Source organism: Atlantibacter sp. RC6 (assembly GCF_014193285.1).
In the GTDB taxonomy this organism is placed as follows: Bacteria; Pseudomonadota; Gammaproteobacteria; order Enterobacterales; family Enterobacteriaceae; genus Atlantibacter.
Genome location: NZ_JACHZE010000013.1, coordinates 112,986 through 129,103 on the forward strand (window position 1 = coordinate 112,986; position 16,118 = coordinate 129,103).

The 16,118-nt window shown below is 52.2% G+C and carries 14 protein-coding genes and 1 rRNA gene; 13 read left to right on the plus strand and 2 right to left on the minus strand.

Translation table 11 applies throughout. From position 1 onward, the window contains the following. The first annotated feature begins 22 nt into the window (after nucleotides 1-22). The 6 genes from FHW74_RS21245 to fis all read left to right on the plus strand — a co-directional run bounded on the left by FHW74_RS21245 (nucleotide 23) and on the right by fis (nucleotide 5,228). Nucleotides 23-265: a YhdT family protein gene (locus tag FHW74_RS21245; RefSeq protein ID WP_125292979.1), complete on the plus strand. Its 243-nt coding sequence runs from the start codon at nucleotides 23-25 to the stop codon at nucleotides 263-265. Continuing rightward, entirely contained in the window at nucleotides 255-1,709 is a 1,455-nt protein-coding gene (gene panF, locus FHW74_RS21250; RefSeq protein ID WP_183172299.1) for a sodium/pantothenate symporter, read from the plus strand. Before FHW74_RS21245 ends, panF begins: the two co-directional genes overlap by 11 nt. A gap of 11 nt (nucleotides 1,710-1,720) precedes the next feature. After that, complete coding sequence (gene prmA / locus FHW74_RS21255; protein ID WP_183172300.1) at nucleotides 1,721-2,602, plus strand: 50S ribosomal protein L11 methyltransferase; 882 nt, start codon at nucleotides 1,721-1,723, stop codon at nucleotides 2,600-2,602. A 148-nt stretch (nucleotides 2,603-2,750) separates the two neighbouring features. Beyond that, the gene (locus FHW74_RS21260) at nucleotides 2,751-3,491 is read left to right on the plus strand and encodes a carbonic anhydrase (RefSeq protein WP_183172301.1); all 741 of its coding nucleotides are present in this window, start codon (nucleotides 2,751-2,753) and stop codon (nucleotides 3,489-3,491) included. A gap of 329 nt (nucleotides 3,492-3,820) precedes the next feature. Further along, nucleotides 3,821-4,828, plus strand: a complete 1,008-nt coding sequence (dusB, locus tag FHW74_RS21265; protein WP_183172302.1) for a tRNA dihydrouridine synthase DusB — start codon at nucleotides 3,821-3,823, stop codon at nucleotides 4,826-4,828. Nucleotides 4,829-4,931: 103 nt separating this feature from the next. After that, nucleotides 4,932-5,228: a DNA-binding transcriptional regulator Fis gene (gene fis / locus FHW74_RS21270; protein ID WP_000462905.1), complete on the plus strand. Its 297-nt coding sequence runs from the start codon at nucleotides 4,932-4,934 to the stop codon at nucleotides 5,226-5,228. Nucleotides 5,229-5,298: 70 nt separating this feature from the next. Here the strand turns inward: fis and FHW74_RS21275 are convergent, their stop codons facing one another. Then, nucleotides 5,299-5,949, minus strand: a complete 651-nt coding sequence (locus FHW74_RS21275; RefSeq protein ID WP_183172303.1) for a TetR family transcriptional regulator — start codon at nucleotides 5,947-5,949, stop codon at nucleotides 5,299-5,301. 398 nt (nucleotides 5,950-6,347) lie between these two features. Here FHW74_RS21275 and FHW74_RS21280 point away from each other — a divergent pair, with 398 nt between their 5' ends. From FHW74_RS21280 to FHW74_RS21310, 7 genes are all read left to right on the plus strand, one after another. Further along, nucleotides 6,348-7,520: an efflux RND transporter periplasmic adaptor subunit gene (locus FHW74_RS21280; RefSeq protein ID WP_183172304.1), complete on the plus strand. Its 1,173-nt coding sequence runs from the start codon at nucleotides 6,348-6,350 to the stop codon at nucleotides 7,518-7,520. Continuing rightward, nucleotides 7,513-10,620, plus strand: coding sequence for an efflux RND transporter permease subunit (locus FHW74_RS21285; protein ID WP_183172305.1), 3,108 nt, complete (start codon nucleotides 7,513-7,515; stop codon nucleotides 10,618-10,620). The genes FHW74_RS21280 and FHW74_RS21285 overlap by 8 nt, the downstream gene beginning before the upstream one ends. 283 nt (nucleotides 10,621-10,903) lie before the next feature. Continuing rightward, entirely contained in the window at nucleotides 10,904-11,125 is a 222-nt protein-coding gene (locus FHW74_RS21290; protein ID WP_002437506.1) for a hypothetical protein, read from the plus strand. Nucleotides 11,126-11,610: 485 nt separating this feature from the next. Next, nucleotides 11,611-12,636 carry an amino acid ABC transporter substrate-binding protein gene (locus tag FHW74_RS21295; protein ID WP_183172306.1) on the plus strand — a complete coding sequence of 342 codons (1,026 nt, stop codon included), beginning with the start codon at nucleotides 11,611-11,613 and terminating at the stop codon, nucleotides 12,634-12,636. Between the two features lie 73 nt (nucleotides 12,637-12,709). Further along, the gene (locus FHW74_RS21300) at nucleotides 12,710-13,891 is read left to right on the plus strand and encodes an amino acid ABC transporter permease (RefSeq protein WP_183172307.1); all 1,182 of its coding nucleotides are present in this window, start codon (nucleotides 12,710-12,712) and stop codon (nucleotides 13,889-13,891) included. A gap of 10 nt (nucleotides 13,892-13,901) precedes the next feature. Next, nucleotides 13,902-15,005 (plus strand): amino acid ABC transporter permease, encoded by a 1,104-nt coding sequence (locus FHW74_RS21305; protein ID WP_183172308.1) that lies wholly within the window; start codon nucleotides 13,902-13,904, stop codon nucleotides 15,003-15,005. An 8-nt stretch (nucleotides 15,006-15,013) separates the two neighbouring features. Further along, nucleotides 15,014-15,772: an amino acid ABC transporter ATP-binding protein gene (locus tag FHW74_RS21310; protein ID WP_183172309.1), complete on the plus strand. Its 759-nt coding sequence runs from the start codon at nucleotides 15,014-15,016 to the stop codon at nucleotides 15,770-15,772. 260 nt (nucleotides 15,773-16,032) lie between these two features. Here FHW74_RS21310 and rrf read toward each other — a convergent pair. Continuing rightward, nucleotides 16,033-16,118: ribosomal RNA gene (rrf, locus tag FHW74_RS21315) — 5S ribosomal RNA — on the minus strand; the annotation flags it as partial.

The following is a 16,118-nucleotide window of genomic DNA, read 5'->3' on the forward strand; positions in this document are numbered from 1 at the left end:
TTCTGATTAACCTGGGATGACAATGGACAAACGCTTTGTTCAGGCACACAGAGAAGCCCGCTGGGCGCTGTGGCTGACCCTTCTCTATCTCGCCGCCTGGTTAGTGGCTGCTTACTTACCTGATTCCACCCTCGGATTCACCGGGCTTCCTCACTGGTTTGAAATGGCCTGCCTGCTGGTGCCGCTCATTTTTATCGTGTTGTGTTGGCTGATGGTGAAAGTGATTTACCGGGATATTTCGCTGGAGGACGACAATGCAGCATGAAGTGATCCTGCCGCTGGTGGCGTATTTGCTGGTCGTTATGGCACTGTCGATTTATGCGATTCGCCGTCGTGCTACCGGCAGCTTTTTAAACGAATATTTTCTCGGCAGCCGTTCCATGGGCGGCTTCGTGCTGGCGATGACCCTCACCGCCACGTATATTAGCGCCAGTTCATTTATCGGTGGGCCTGGCGCAGCCTATAAATACGGGCTGGGCTGGGTATTGCTGGCGATGATTCAATTGCCGGCGATTTGGCTGTCGCTGGGTATTTTAGGCAAAAAATTCGCTATCCTGGCGCGCCGCTACAACGCCGTTACGCTGAACGACATGCTGTATGCCCGCTATCAGAGCCGCTTACTGGTGTGGCTGGCGAGCCTGAGCCTGCTGGTGGCGTTTGTCGGCGCGATGACGGTACAGTTTATCGGTGGCGCACGGCTGCTTGAAACGGCCGCAGGCATTCCCTACGAAACCGGGCTGCTGATTTTCGGCGTCAGTATCGCACTGTATACGGCATTTGGCGGCTTTCGCGCCAGTGTGCTGAACGACACCATGCAGGGCATGGTGATGCTGATTGGCACCATCCTGCTGCTGGTTGGCGTGGTGCATGCCGCTGGCGGGCTGCCGAGCGCGGTGGAAAAGCTCCAGCAAATCGACCCGAAACTGATCGCGCCGGAAGGCGCGGGCGACATCCTTTCTCCTGCCTTTATGACCTCATTCTGGGTACTGGTCTGCTTCGGGGTGATCGGCCTGCCCCATACCGCAGTACGCTGCATTTCCTATAAAGACAGTAAAGCCGTCCATCGGGGCATGATTATTGGCACCATTGTGGTGGCGATCCTGATGTTCGGTATGCATCTTGCCGGAGCCCTGGGCCGCGCTGTGTTGCCCGATCTGAAAGTCCCGGATCTGGTTATTCCTACCCTGATGGTGACCGTACTGCCGCCGGTCGCGGCAGGCATCTTTTTAGCCGCCCCGATGGCGGCGATTATGTCGACCATCAACGCCCAACTGTTGCAGTCATCCGCCACGATCGTTAAAGATCTTTGGCTCAACCTTCGCCCCGATCAGATCCATAATGAAAAGGGACTGAAGCGTATGTCCTCGGCGATCACGCTGATACTCAGCGTACTGCTGCTGCTGGCGGCATGGCGTCCGCCTGAAATGATCATCTGGCTGAATCTGCTGGCGTTTGGTGGGCTGGAAGCCGTTTTCCTGTGGCCGCTGGTGCTGGGGCTGTACTGGGAGAAAGCTAACGCCGCGGGCGCGTTGAGCGCAATGATTTGCGGTGGCGTGCTGTATGCCGTACTCGCCACGTTCAACGTGCACTACCTGGGGTTCCACCCCATCGTTCCATCGTTATTGATAAGTTTGCTGGCTTTCCTGTTGGGCAACCTGTTTGGTCGCCCGGTAGCCGAAGCCGCTGTTGTTTCATCCGCTAATAAATAAAGAGTGACGCTATGCCATGGATCCAACTGAAAATTAACACCACCGGTACGCATGCGGAGGAGCTCGGCGACGCGCTGATGGAAAGCGGTGCGGTGTCCGTCACCTTTCAGGATACCCACGATACGCCGGTGTTCGAGCCGCTGCCGGGGGAAACGCGCCTGTGGGGCGATACCGACATCATCGGCCTGTTTGACGCCGAAACCAATATGAAAGAGGTGGTGGCGATACTGGAAAATCAGCCGCTGTTAGGCGCAGGGTTCCATCACAAAATCGAGCAGTTAGAAGATAAAGACTGGGAGCGCGAGTGGATGGATAACTTCCACCCAATGCGTTTCGGCGAACGCCTGTGGATTTGCCCGAGCTGGCGCGAGGTTCCTGATGAGAACGCGGTTAACGTCATGCTCGATCCGGGCCTGGCGTTCGGCACCGGGACACACCCGACAACCTCGCTCTGCCTGCAATGGCTCGACGGCCTGGATCTCGCGGGTAAGACGGTGATCGACTTTGGTTGCGGTTCCGGCATCCTCGCCATCGCGGCACTCAAGCTGGGGGCGGCAAAAGCCATTGGTATTGATATCGATCCGCAGGCCATTCAGGCCAGCCGCGACAATGCCCAGCGCAACGGCGTTTCTGACCGCCTGGAACTCTATCTGCCGCATAACCAGCCGGAACAGATGCAGGCTGACGTTGTGGTTGCCAACATTTTGGCGGGCCCGCTGCGCGAACTGGCGCCGCTCATCAGCGTGTTGCCGGTTAAGGGCGGCCTGTTAGGGCTTTCCGGCGTGCTGGCAACCCAGGCAGAAAGCGTCTGCGAAGCCTATCAGGCACTGTTCAGCCTCGACCCGGTGGTGGAAAAAGAAGAGTGGTGCCGTATCACCGGCGTTAAAAACTGATCTTTGGGAACATGGTTCAGGCCATGTTCTCATTTCCCTCTTCTATCCCGTTAAATACCCTTCTGGTTGATTCGTCCTCTCTATAATGGTTTGCCCCGATCTCACCGGGGCGGACCATCTGATAAGTTAGATTCACCGGACGAAAGAAATGAAAATGCGTTTAGCAAAATCACTGTTGATTGCCGCAGGCCTGACGCCTGTGCTGGCTTTGGCTTCCCACTGGAGTTACGAGGGCCATGGGTCCCCGGAGCATTGGGGTGAACTGAGTAATGAATTTAAAGAGTGCCAGGCAGGTAAAAATCAGTCGCCAATCGACATTACCAGCGCCCTTGACGCGCATATCGCACCGCTGGACGTGCATTATTCCCAAAGCCCGGTAGCGCTACTGAACAATGGTCACACTGTCCAGGCCAGCTTTGATCAAAAGGCCAATAACATCGTTGATTTTGATAATATCAAGGTCGATCTTCAGCAATTCCACTTCCATGCGCCCAGCGAAAACACCATCCATGGCAAACACGCCGCCATGGAAATGCATCTGGTGCATAAAGAGAACAATGGCGATGTAGTCGTGGTCGCAGTGATGTTTGATATTGGCGCAGAAAACCCGGCGCTGGCGGAGCTATGGAAGCAAATGCCTCAGCAAGCGGACAAAAGCGCGCCACTCACGACCAAAATCGACATGAACACCCTGCTGCCCGCCGATAAAACCTACTGGCGCTTCAGCGGCTCACTGACCACGCCCCCCTGCTCTGAAGGTGTGACCTGGCTGGTGATGAAGCACCCGCTAACGATGTCCGAAGCGCAACTTCAACAATTTAAAACGGTTATGCACCACGATAACAACCGTCCGGTGCAACCGCTGCATGGGCGTGTGGTAGTGGAATAATCAGCACGCCTGTTGAATGGTACGGCATAAAAATGGGAGCGAGTTCGCAAATTTTGCTCTCATTGCCTGAAAAACAAGCAAATTCAGACGGGGTGTTTCCTGAAACTTCCTGCTCTGATACCAGAAGTCATAAGAATTTGTTGTTGAACACAAAATAATCTTATTTTATTAACGCTATGAAATATCAATAGAATTCCGCATTACCGTCTATTACTCTGGCGATTCCTTGATCTACACCCTCTGATTGTTCAAAGTTTGGCCTTTCATCTCGCGTCAAAAATGCGTAATATACGCCGCCTTGCAGGCACAGTATGGTCATTTCTTAACTCATGCGCATCGGACACCACCAACTCAGAAATCGCCTGATTGCAGCGCCCATGGCGGGAATTACCGACCGTCCATTCAGGACGCTGTGTTATGAGATGGGGGCCGGGCTGACCGTTTCCGAGATGATGTCGTCTAACCCGCAGGTATGGGAAAGCGACAAATCACGGCTCCGGATGGTTCATGTCGATGAGCCAGGTATTCGCACCGTGCAGATTGCCGGAAGTGTACCTGATGAGATGGCCCAGGCCGCGCGTATCAACGTGGAAAATGGCGCCCAGATTATTGATATCAATATGGGGTGCCCGGCGAAAAAGGTGAATCGTAAGCTGGCGGGCTCAGCCCTGCTGCAATACCCCGAGCAGGTGAAGTCAATCCTGAACGCGGTAGTCAACGCAGTGGACGTGCCTGTAACGCTGAAGATTCGTACCGGCTGGGATCCGGAACACCGCAACTGTGTAGAGATTGCCCAACTGGCGGAAGATTGCGGTATTCAAGCGCTGACGATTCATGGCCGTACCCGGGCATGTTTATTTCAGGGAAACGCGGAATACAGCAGTATTCGGACAGTTAAGCAGAAAGTTTCCATTCCGATTATCGCGAATGGCGACATTACCGACCCGCTTAAAGCCAGGGCCGTGCTCGACTATACAGGGGCAGATGCCCTGATGATAGGACGCGCAGCCCAGGGAAGACCCTGGATCTTCCGGGAAATCCAGCATTATCTGGACACTGGGGAGTTGCTGCCCCCTCTGCCCCTGGCAGAGGTTAAGCGCTTGCTTTGTGCGCATATTCGCGAACTGCATAGCTTCTATGGCGAAGCAAAAGGGTACCGAATTGCGCGTAAACACGTTTCCTGGTACTTACAGGAACATGCTCCAGATGACCAGTTTCGGCGCACATTCAACGCCATAGAGGACGCCAGCGAGCAGCTGGAGGCGTTGGAGGCATACTTCGAAAATTTTGCGTATACACAAAATCAATCAACACGCGTCGAGGCGGCAACTGAGTAAATCCACGGAGCTTACAACCGTAAGCGACAAGGTGAACGAAGGCGGCCAGCGAAGGCAGACTGAGCGATGAAGTGTAAAACAGAAATAAAGAGCTAACAGAACTATGTTCGAACAACGCGTAAATTCTGACGTACTAACCGTTTCTACCGTCAACTCTCAGGATCAGGTAACCCAAAAACCCCTGCGTGACTCGGTTAAACAGGCACTGAAGAACTATTTTGCTCAATTGAACGGTCAGGATGTGAATGACCTGTATGAGCTGGTACTGGCTGAAGTTGAACAGCCCCTGTTGGACATGGTGATGCAGTACACCCGCGGTAATCAAACCCGCGCTGCGCTGATGATGGGTATCAACCGCGGTACTCTGCGTAAGAAACTCAAAAAATATGGCATGAACTAATTTCGATTAGCTTACTGCTTGTATAAAAAGGCGCTAACCGGCATGGGGAAGCGCCTTTTTTATGGCGCTTTTATATCGCGGCGAACAGTGAAGGCGGGAACGACGTTGTTTTAAGGTTATCTGTCGTTAACAGCTTTAACATATTATCCACTAAATCCTCCAGCAGCGCGAAAAGATTAAAGGCGTCCGGTTGGCTTAGCCAGTCACTGATTATTCCGTTAATACAACTTTGTAATAAAATAATCGTTACATCAATGTTTATTGCCGCACTAACCTGACCGCTTTCCACACAGCGTTTAAGCGCTTTTGCTAAGATTTCTTTATCGAAACAAGCACTGTTTTTAACTTCATATTCTGAGATCATATCAGCGGTAAATTCACATTTATGATACAAGATCTCCATCAGTGCGCGACTTTTAGGATCCACCGCAACGGCTTTCAAGGGTGCTTTTAATATTTCCCGCAATTGCGCCAGCGGTTCAGGATGCTCATCAGAATTTAAATAGGCTGTTTTTTTTATCTCTTCCTGCTGTTTCCATATCTCGTTAAATAATTCCGCCTTACTGGAGAAGTGCCAGTAGATCGCCCCACGCGTAACGTGCGCTGCGTCAGCGATGTCTGTCAGCGTGGTATTAGACACGCCGCGCCGGGCAAACTCCACAATGGCGGTATCAATCAGGAGTTGGCGGGTTCGCATTGCATCCAGTTTCGTTTTACGCACCTTGATTATCCTTACTGTTCCAGTCTGGCGAAACTGAAAAATAATATTTTTAAAGGTAAGGTGATGTCATTTTAAATACTCACAGAACTACAATTGATAACACTTTTAAGAATACTGCAATGTTTTCATGAAATTTATACAAAAAGATTAGTCATTTCTTTTTTATATATCACAAACAATATCACTCATTAATAATGATGGACAAAGCAAATGTATTCACACTTTGCCACGGTTAATTCCTAATTTTGTTTTTTCGTGCTGAAAACAACAGCCATTACCCTACCGTTACTTACATTGCCCAAAGATTATTTGTAGGATCGCCCATTACGTTTATTTGATTAACTCTGATGCCAGCTTAAGGGATGACACTCTGCCATCGGTTTATAAAAGGAATAGTGATGACAAAACATAATGGGGCTAAATGTTTATTCCTCTTTCTACTGATTTCAGGAATGTTCATTAGTGGATGCGATGACAAAAATAATAAACCAGCAGGTAACGAACCGCCCTCAGTCGTGGTGCACATCGTTAATGCCGCGCCCTTCCCGGTAACGACTGAACTGCCCGGACGCACCTCCGCTTTCCGAATCGCCGAAGTCCGCCCCCAGGTTAGCGGGATTATCCTTAAGCGTAACTTCGAAGAAGGCAGCGATATCACGGCTGGCTCTTCACTTTATCAGATCGATCCCGCGACTTATCAAGCCGCATTTGAAAGCGCGCAAGGCAATTTAGCTAAAGCCCAGGCGACGGCGCAGATTGCCCATCTTACGGTGAAACGTTATCAGTCTCTGGTCGGCACACAGTACGTCAGTAAGCAGGAGTACGATCAGGCAGTAGCCAGCGCCCGGCAAGCCGATGCCGATGTGCTCAGCGCCAAAGCCGCCGTTGAGTCCGCACGTATCAATCTGGCCTATACCAAAGTCACTTCCCCCATCAACGGCAGGATCGGCAAATCCAACGTGACGGAAGGCACACTGGTCACTGACGGCCAGGCTACCGCGCTGGCAACGGTACAGCAGCTCGATCCGATTTATGTCGATCTCACTCAGTCCAGCAATGATTTTCTCCAGCTCAAGCAGGCTATCGAGCAAGGTAGTCTGACGAAAGACGGCACCAGCGGCGTTAACATTATTATGGATAACGGCCAGACCTATGGGCATACCGGCAAGCTTGAATTTACCGATGTGACTGTAGATGAAAGCACGGGCTCGGTCACATTAAGAGCGGTATTCCCTAATCCCGATCATCAGCTGCTGCCGGGTATGTTTGTTCGGGCGCGGGTAGATGAAGGCATCCAGCCTGATGCTATCCTGGTGCCTCAGCAGGGTGTCACCCGGACGCCGCGCGGCGACGCGTTAGTGATGGTGGTTGATGAGCAAAATAAAGTTGAAACCCGTCCGGTGGTCGCGTCTGAAGCCATCGGCGATCGGTGGCTGGTGAAAGAAGGGCTTAAGCCGGGCGACAAAGTGATCGTCAGCGGTATTCAGCATATCAAGGCGGGCGCAACGGTGAAGCCTGTCACTGACGAAACCGCAGAAAAAACTCAGCAAGGCACCCGCGAACATGGCTAATTTCTTTATTCAGCGACCTATTTTCGCCTGGGTTCTGGCTATCCTGTTGATGATTGCCGGCGGACTGGCCATTATTCAGTTGCCGGTGGCCCAGTATCCCACCATTGCGCCGCCTGCCGTCGCCATCTCCGCCAACTATCCCGGTGCGGATGCGCAAACCGTTCAGGACTCCGTCACCCAGGTGATTGAGCAAAACATGAACGGTATCGATAACCTGATGTATATGTCTTCCACCAGCGATGCGTCAGGCAGCGTGACCATCACGCTGACCTTCGAATCCGGCACCGATCCGGATATCGCGCAGGTTCAGGTACAAAACAAACTGCAACTGGCGATGCCTCTGCTTCCTCAGGAGGTGCAACAGCAGGGTATCGGTGTTGAAAAATCCAGCAGTAGCTACTTACTGGTTGCGGGTTTTATCTCTTCAGATAACAGCCTGAATCAGGAGCAACTGGGAGATTACGTCGCCTCAACGGTGAAAGATCCTATCAGCCGCACCCCTGGCGTGGGCGATGTGCAACTGTTCGGCGCACAGTTCGCAATGCGTATCTGGCTGGACAACAATGCGTTAAATAATTATCAACTGACGCCGGTTGATGTCGTCAACCAGTTGAAAATTCAGAACGCGCAAATCGCTGCGGGCCAACTCGGCGGGACGCCTGCGGTGGCCGGGCAACAGCTAAACGCCTCTATCATTGCTCAGACTCGCCTTAAGAGCGTTAAGGAATTTGAAAATATAACCTTACGCGTCAACAAAGATGGCTCGCTGATCCGCCTCAAGGATGTCGCTCACGTAGAGTTGGGTGGTGAGAACTACAACACCATTGCGAGAATCAACGGGAAACCGGCTGCTGGGCTCGGGATCAAACTGGCGACAGGCGCGAATGCGCTGGATACGGCCAAAGCGATTAAAGAAGAACTGGCAAGCATGCAGCCCTTCTTTCCTAAAGGCTTAAAAGTCACCTATCCCTATGACACCACGCCGTTTGTACAAATCTCTATCAAAGAGGTGGTGAAAACGCTGTTTGAAGCCATCGTGCTGGTGTTCCTGGTGATGTACCTGTTCTTGCAGAACATCCGCGCCACGCTGATCCCAACCATTGCCGTCCCTGTGGTGTTGCTGGGCACGTTCGCGCTGTTGTCTGCGTTTGGCTACTCGATCAACACCCTAACGATGTTCGGCATGGTGCTCGCCATAGGCTTGTTGGTTGACGACGCCATCGTGGTCGTCGAAAACGTCGAGCGTGTCATGGAAGAGGACCATCTGCCGCCAAAAGAAGCCACCAGCAAATCCATGGGGCAAATTCAGGGGGCGCTGGTGGGTATTGCGATGGTGCTCTCCGCCGTGTTTATCCCGATGGCGTTTTTTGGCGGCTCGACCGGCGCAATTTACCGACAATTTTCAATCACCATCGTTTCCGCCATGGCGCTGTCAGTGCTGGTGGCGTTAATTCTGACGCCAGCCCTGTGCGCGACACTGCTGAAACCACCCTCTGGCGAGAAGCATGATAAAAATGCCGGACTGTTTGGCAAGTTCAACCGCCTGTTCGATAAGAGCGTCGATCACTACAGCAACAGCGTTAGCCGGATTATACATAGCACCACGCGTTATCTGGTGGTTTACGTGATTATCGTGGCGGGAATGGTCATGCTGTTTATGAAGCTTCCTACCTCATTCCTGCCCGAGGAAGATCAGGGCGTGTTTATGACCCTGGTGCAGCTTCCTTCCGGCGCAACGCAGCAGCGTACCCAGAAAGTGCTTGATGAAATCAACGACTATTACCTCACCAGGGAGAGTAAAAACGTCGAATCCGTGTTTACGGTCAACGGATTTAGTTTCAGTGGGCAGGGGCAAAACGCAGGTATCGCCTTTATCAGCCTCAAGCCATGGGAAGAGCGTTCCGGCGATGAGAACAAAGCGCAATCCATTATTGCACGCGCAACAATGGCGTTCAGGCATATCAGCGATGCCCTGGTGTTCCCTTTCAACCTGCCCGCCATTATCGAACTGGGCACCGCCACGGGCTTCGATTTTGAACTGATCGATCAGGCAAACCAGGGGCATGATGCGTTAACCCAGGCACGCAATCAGCTATTGGGTGAAGCAGCCCAGCGTTCCGATGTGCTGGTGCGCGTCCGGCCGAATGGTCTGGAAGACACGCCGCAATTTAAGATTGATGTCGATCAGGATAAAGCTCAGGCCCTGGGCGTCGCGATCTCTGACATTAACCAAACGCTGTCCACGGCGCTGGGCGGCAATTATGTTAATGACTTTATCGATGAAGGCCGGGTGAAAAAGGTCTATCTCCAGTCGGATGCGAAATTCCGCATGCTGCCTTCCGATCTCAATACGCTGTATGTGCGCAGCAGTAGCGGCGAAATGGTGCCGTTCTCGGCCTTCGCATCCTCACACTGGATCAAAGGTTCTCCGCGTCTTGAGCGCTATAACGGTTTGCCTTCCATGGAAATTCAGGGGGAAGCCATGCCGGGTAAAAGTACCGGGGAAGCCATGGAGGTTATGGAGTCGCTGGCGTCGAAATTACCTTCTGGCTTTGGCTATCAATGGACCGGTATGTCCTATCAGGAGAGATTATCCGGCAATCAGGCGCCAGCCTTGTATGCCATCTCTCTGATTGTGGTATTCCTGTGCCTCGCCGCCTTATACGAAAGCTGGTCCATTCCGTTCTCTGTGATGCTGGTGGTGCCATTAGGCGTGGTGGGCGCGCTGCTTGCGGCGACCGTAAAAGGTCTGGATAACGATGTCTATTTCCAGGTTGGCCTACTCACTACCATCGGCCTGTCTGCGAAAAACGCCATCCTGATCGTTGAGTTTGCCAAAGACCTGATGGATAAAGAGGGTAAAAATCTTATCGAGGCGACGCTGGAAGCAGTAAGAATGCGCCTTCGTCCGATTCTGATGACTTCGCTGGCGTTTATTCTCGGCGTGTTACCGCTGGTGATAAGTAAAGGGGCCGGGAGCGGTTCTCAGAATGCCGTAGGTACCGGGGTAATGGGCGGCATGCTTGCCGCCACGTTACTGGCCATTTTCTTTGTCCCGGTATTCTTTGTGGTAATTCGCCAACGTTTTAATAAAAAGTAATCTCGTAGACATGAAAGACAGCGGAGGTCTTTCATGTTTCAGAGCCTGAATAAGCTGATTTATTAATAAGATAAAACTTGCGCGGGAACCGACTCGCTTATCGGTTCCCGCACAAATTCTCCTCTCCATTATTTTTACAATCCACATGAATTGAAAATAATCACCGCTCCTCTCTGTTTTTTACCAGTGGTAAAATGCGTCTATCAAATCCAGAGCTAACGGAATATCAATAATATTGCCCTTAGCGCGAATGTCTGGATGATTATTCTAATGAGGTAATACCATGAAGAAGTTAATCGCTGTCGCATCCCTTTGTGCAGTGTTAGCCGGCTGCGCGCATGATTCTCCTTGCGTACCGGTGTATGACGATCAGGGTCGTCTGGTGCATACCAATACCTGCATGAAAGGCACCACACAGGATAACTGGGAAACAGCGGGTGCTATCGCCGGCGGCGCAGCAGCGGTAGCGGGCTTAACGATGGGTATCATCGCGTTGAGCAAATAATCTCTGCCTGTTCCGAAACGGCGCGTCGCTCGCGCCGTTTGCATTTAAACGGTGCAGCTATTTTCCCTCATCCCTTCATTTGTTATTTAATCGCACCATTACACAATTAAAATTTCTGCAATATCTCACACTTCTTTATTAATTTTTTCGCCACAAAATTCGGCCGCGTGATTTATCTCACATCTGTGTTTATTCCTTACCCTGCCAATATTAACCTGAGAAATTAACCAGTTACTTTACAAACTCGTCAATTAATTATTTTGCTCCAAAATGTGGCGCAGGTTGTAATTTCGCACCATTGAAGAGCATTGCGTTTTACGTTTCGTGTCTACACTTCGCTTACTGCATCGAAATAAACGCGTAATCCCTCCGATGCAAAACTGGCACTCCCTTTGCTTTAACGTTTATGGCTGTTGCCACAGACAGGTAATTAGCGTGCCCACGGGCCGCCAATATAACGATAATTTCGCCACACAGGATGCACTATGAAGAAGATGATTATTGCCACGCTTGCCGCGGCAGGCGCACTGATGGCTGTTGCAAATCAGGCACATGCAGGCGCGACATTTGACGCAGTAAAAAAGAAAGGTTTTGTTCAATGCGGTATTAGTGATGGCTTACCGGGATTTTCCTATGCTGATGCGGACGGTAAATTCAGCGGTATCGACGTTGATGTTTGCCGTGGCGTCGCTGCCGCCGTTTTTGGCGATGCAACCAAGGTCAAATATACCCCGTTGACGGCGAAAGAACGTTTTACCGCACTGCAGTCTGGCGAAGTGGATTTGTTATCCCGTAATACCACCTGGACATCTTCTCGCGATACCGGCATGGGCATGTCTTTCACCGGCGTGACCTATTATGACGGTATCGGCTTCCTGACCCATAACAAAGCGGGCCTGAAAAGCGCCAAAGAGTTGGATGGCGCAACGGTTTGTATTCAGGCGGGTACCGATACCGAGCTGAATGTGGCGGATTACTTTAAAGCCAATAACATGAAATACACGCCGGTTACCTTTGACCGCTCCGACGAATCGGCAAAAGCGCTGGAATCTGGCCGTTGCGATACCCTCGCCTCTGACCAGTCTCAGCTTTATGCACTGCGCATCAAACTCAGCAACCCGGATGAGTTTATCGTTCTGCCGGAAGTGATATCGAAAGAGCCGCTGGGCCCGGTGGTACGCCGCGGCGACGATGAATGGTTCTCCGTAGTGCGCTGGACGCTGTTCGCTATGCTCAACGCTGAAGAGATGGGCGTCACGTCTAAAAACGTCGATGAGAAAGCCGCTAATCCAGCCACGCCGGACATGGGCCATCTGCTGGGCAAAGAGGGCGACTACGGCAAAGATTTGAAGCTGGATAATAAATGGGCTTACAACATCGTTAAGCAGGTCGGTAACTATGCCGAAGTGTTTGAACGTAACGTAGGTTCTGAAAGCCCGCTGAAAATCAAACGCGGACAGAACAACCTCTGGAACAACGGCGGTATTCAGTACGCTCCGCCTGTCCGTTAATTACGTACGCTGTTGTAACGGGCGCTGTGTTTTCACAGCGCCCAAACCAGAGTTATGTTATTGAGGTTCACATATGCCCCATCGCCGCCCAAACGCAAAGGGAGAGCTCTCCTTTTCCAATCCCGCGGTTCGTGCCTGGCTGTTTCAAATACTGGCAATCGCCGCCGTTATTGGTATTGCGGTTTATCTGATCCACAACACCATCGCTAACCTTAGCAGTCGTGGTATTACATCAGGGTTCGCTTTTCTCGATCGCGGCGCCGGTTTTGGCATAGTCCAGCATTTGATTGATTATCAGCAAGGAGATACCTACGGCCGGGTGTTTCTAGTCGGTCTGCTTAATACCCTGTTAGTTTCCGCGCTGTGTATCGTATTTGCGTCGTTTCTGGGTTTCTTTCTTGGGCTGGCGCGCCTGTCCGACAACTGGTTGTTGCGTAAGCTCTCCACCGTCTACATCGAAACCTTCCGCAATATCCCGCCGCTATTGCAGATTTTCTTCTGGTATTTTGCCGTGCTGCGCAATTTGCCGGGCCCACGCCAGGCGGTCAATGCCTTTGATTTAGCTTTTCTCAGTAACCGGGGGCTCTATATTCCTGCACCGGCATTAGGCGAAGGTGCGCTGGAATTTGTCCTCGCCGTGATTGCCGCGCTGGCGATCTCGGCAGGTCTGTTTCGGTTCAACAAGAATCACCAAATCAAAACGGGGCAACTGCGGCGCACCTGGCCGGTGGCGCTGATATTGCTTATCGCGCTGCCGTTAGCGGCTCACTGGACGTTTGGCGCTGCGTTACATTGGGATGTGCCCGAGCTGCGCGGTTTCAACTTCCGGGGAGGAATGGCGTTGATCCCTGAACTGGCTGCCCTGACGCTCGCGCTTTCGGTGTACACCTCTGCATTTATCGCCGAAATCATTCGCGCCGGGATCCAGTCTGTTCCCTACGGCCAGCACGAAGCGGCACGTTCTCTGGGTTTGCCAAACCCGGTGACCCTGCGCCAGGTGATTATTCCTCAGGCCATGCGCGTCATCATTCCGCCTTTGACCAGCCAGTATCTCAATATCGTTAAAAACTCTTCGCTGGCGGCGGCGATTGGCTATCCGGATATGGTTTCTTTGTTCGCTGGCACCGTGTTGAACCAAACCGGCCAGGCGATTGAGACCATCGCCATCACGATGTCGGTCTACCTGATTATCAGCCTGACAATTTCTCTGTTGATGAACCTCTATAACCGGCACATTGCCCTGGTTGAGCGCTAAAGGAGCCATGATGAGCAAAGTACTCATGAGCCCTGGTCCGCGCGTTGCCGCTACCGGCTCAGGACGCACGTGGATGTGGGTTCGCAAAAATCTGTTTTCCAGCTGGTTCAACAGCCTGCTGACGCTGTTTTGTTTGTGGATGATGTGGGAGCTGATCCCACCTCTGCTCAACTGGGCGCTGTTTCAGGCGAACTGGCAAGGTGAAACGCGTGCGGATTGTACTAAAGAAGGCGCGTGCTGGGTGTTTATCCACGCCCGATTTGGCCAGTTTATGTATGGGCTTTATCCGCACGATCAGCGCTGGCGAATTAATCTGGCCCTCATCCTTACGCTGATTTCCATCGCGCCGATATTCTGGAAAGGCATGCCGAAACGTGGGAAATACATTGCCGCCTGGGCAGTGGTTTATCCGATTGTGGTGTGGTTTTTAATGTATGGCGGCTTTTGGGGACTGGAGCGCGTGGAAACCCGTCAGTGGGGCGGCCTCACGCTCACCCTAATCATTGCTGCGGTAGGGATCGCTGGCGCGTTGCCGCTGGGCATACTGCTGGCGTTAGGACGCCGGTCAGCCATGCCGGTGGTGCGTATCCTGTCGGTGATTTTTATCGAGTTCTGGCGTGGCGTACCGTTGATCACGGTGCTGTTTATGTCCTCTGTCATGCTGCCGCTCTTTATGGCGGAAGGCACCAGTATCGATAAACTGATCAGGGCCCTGGTTGGGGTGATTCTGTTCCAGTCGGCCTATGTCGCAGAGGTAGTGCGCGGCGGGCTGCAGGCGCTGCCGAAAGGACAATACGAGGCAGCAGAATCTCTCGCTCTAGGTTACTGGAAAACCCAGGGCCTGGTCATTCTCCCGCAGGCGTTGAAAATGGTAATCCCCGGGCTGGTTAATACCATTATCGCCCTGTTTAAGGACACCAGTCTGGTGATCATCATTGGATTGTTTGATCTCTTCAGCAGCGTGCAACAAGCCACAGTCGACCCCGCGTGGTTAGGCATGTCGACTGAAGGCTACGTTTTTGCCGCCATGATCTACTGGATCTTTTGTTTCAGCATGTCGCGCTATAGCCAGCACCTTGAGCAGCGCTTTAATACCGGGCGTACACCGCACTAAGGAATCCCATGAGTAATATTACAATGCAACCTGCCGACGCGATGATAACGCTCGAAAATGTGAATAAATGGTATGGGCAGTTTCATGTCCTGAAAGACATCAATCTGAAGGTCAAACAGGGCGAACGGATTGTGCTGTGCGGGCCGTCAGGCTCCGGTAAGTCCACGACGATTCGCTGTATTAACCATCTCGAAGAGCATCAGCAGGGCCGTATTGTGGTGGATGGTATCGAGCTCAACGACGATTTACGTAATATTGAGCGGGTGCGCACGGAAGTAGGAATGGTGTTCCAGCACTTTAATTTATTCCCGCATTTAACCGTCCTGCAAAACTGCACGCTGGCCCCCATTTGGGTGCGTAAATTACCGAAGAAAGAAGCCGAAGCGCTGGCCATGCATTATCTGGAGCGGGTGCGTATCGCCGAGCATGCGCATAAGTTTCCCGGCCAGATATCCGGCGGGCAGCAGCAGCGTGTGGCGATTGCCCGATCATTGTGCATGAAGCCTAAAATCATGCTATTCGACGAGCCGACATCGGCACTCGATCCGGAAATGGTAAAAGAAGTGCTGGATACCATGATCGGCCTGGCGCAGTCCGGGATGACGATGCTTTGTGTAACGCATGAAATGGGATTTGCCCGAACGGTGGCCGACAGGGTGATCTTTATGGATCGCGGCGAGATTGTTGAACAGGCGCCGCCGGATGAGTTTTTCGCTCATCCGAAATCAGAGCGTACACGCGCGTTTTTGTCACAGGTGATCCACTAAAACGGGCAAGCCAGTCGACAGACTGGCTTTTTATTCAGGGAATAACAAAGCAAAAAGCCCTGCACTTATGTGCAGGGCTTTCTATTTGATGCCTGGCAGTTTACGGCGGGCGTCCTGCCCGCCGCCCTCCGGGCCGTTGCTGCGCAACGTTCAAATCCGCTCCCGGCGGATTTGTCCAACTCGGGAGAGCACTCACCGACAGACAACAGGCAAACAGAAAGGCCTCATGCTTTCGCATGAGGCCTTTCTGTTTGTTTGATGCCTGGCAGTTCCCTACTCTCGCATGGGGAGACCCCACACTACCATCGGCGCTACGGCGTTTCACTTCTGAGTTCGGCATGGGGTC

Coding starts and splice junctions, on each gene's coding strand:
- FHW74_RS21310 (WP_183172309.1), top strand. CDS start 15,014: ATGAGTAATATTACAATGCAACCTGCCGACGCGATGATAACGCTCGAA.
- dusB (WP_183172302.1), top strand. CDS start 3,821: ATGCGCATCGGACACCACCAACTCAGAAATCGCCTGATTGCAGCGCCC.
- FHW74_RS21260 (WP_183172301.1), top strand. CDS start 2,751: ATGAAAATGCGTTTAGCAAAATCACTGTTGATTGCCGCAGGCCTGACG.
- FHW74_RS21305 (WP_183172308.1), top strand. CDS start 13,902: ATGAGCAAAGTACTCATGAGCCCTGGTCCGCGCGTTGCCGCTACCGGC.
- FHW74_RS21245 (WP_125292979.1), top strand. CDS start 23: ATGGACAAACGCTTTGTTCAGGCACACAGAGAAGCCCGCTGGGCGCTG.
- prmA (WP_183172300.1), top strand. CDS start 1,721: ATGCCATGGATCCAACTGAAAATTAACACCACCGGTACGCATGCGGAG.
- FHW74_RS21285 (WP_183172305.1), top strand. CDS start 7,513: ATGGCTAATTTCTTTATTCAGCGACCTATTTTCGCCTGGGTTCTGGCT.
- FHW74_RS21290 (WP_002437506.1), top strand. CDS start 10,904: ATGAAGAAGTTAATCGCTGTCGCATCCCTTTGTGCAGTGTTAGCCGGC.
- FHW74_RS21280 (WP_183172304.1), top strand. CDS start 6,348: ATGACAAAACATAATGGGGCTAAATGTTTATTCCTCTTTCTACTGATT.
- FHW74_RS21295 (WP_183172306.1), top strand. CDS start 11,611: ATGAAGAAGATGATTATTGCCACGCTTGCCGCGGCAGGCGCACTGATG.
- FHW74_RS21300 (WP_183172307.1), top strand. CDS start 12,710: ATGCCCCATCGCCGCCCAAACGCAAAGGGAGAGCTCTCCTTTTCCAAT.
- fis (WP_000462905.1), top strand. CDS start 4,932: ATGTTCGAACAACGCGTAAATTCTGACGTACTAACCGTTTCTACCGTC.
- panF (WP_183172299.1), top strand. CDS start 255: ATGCAGCATGAAGTGATCCTGCCGCTGGTGGCGTATTTGCTGGTCGTT.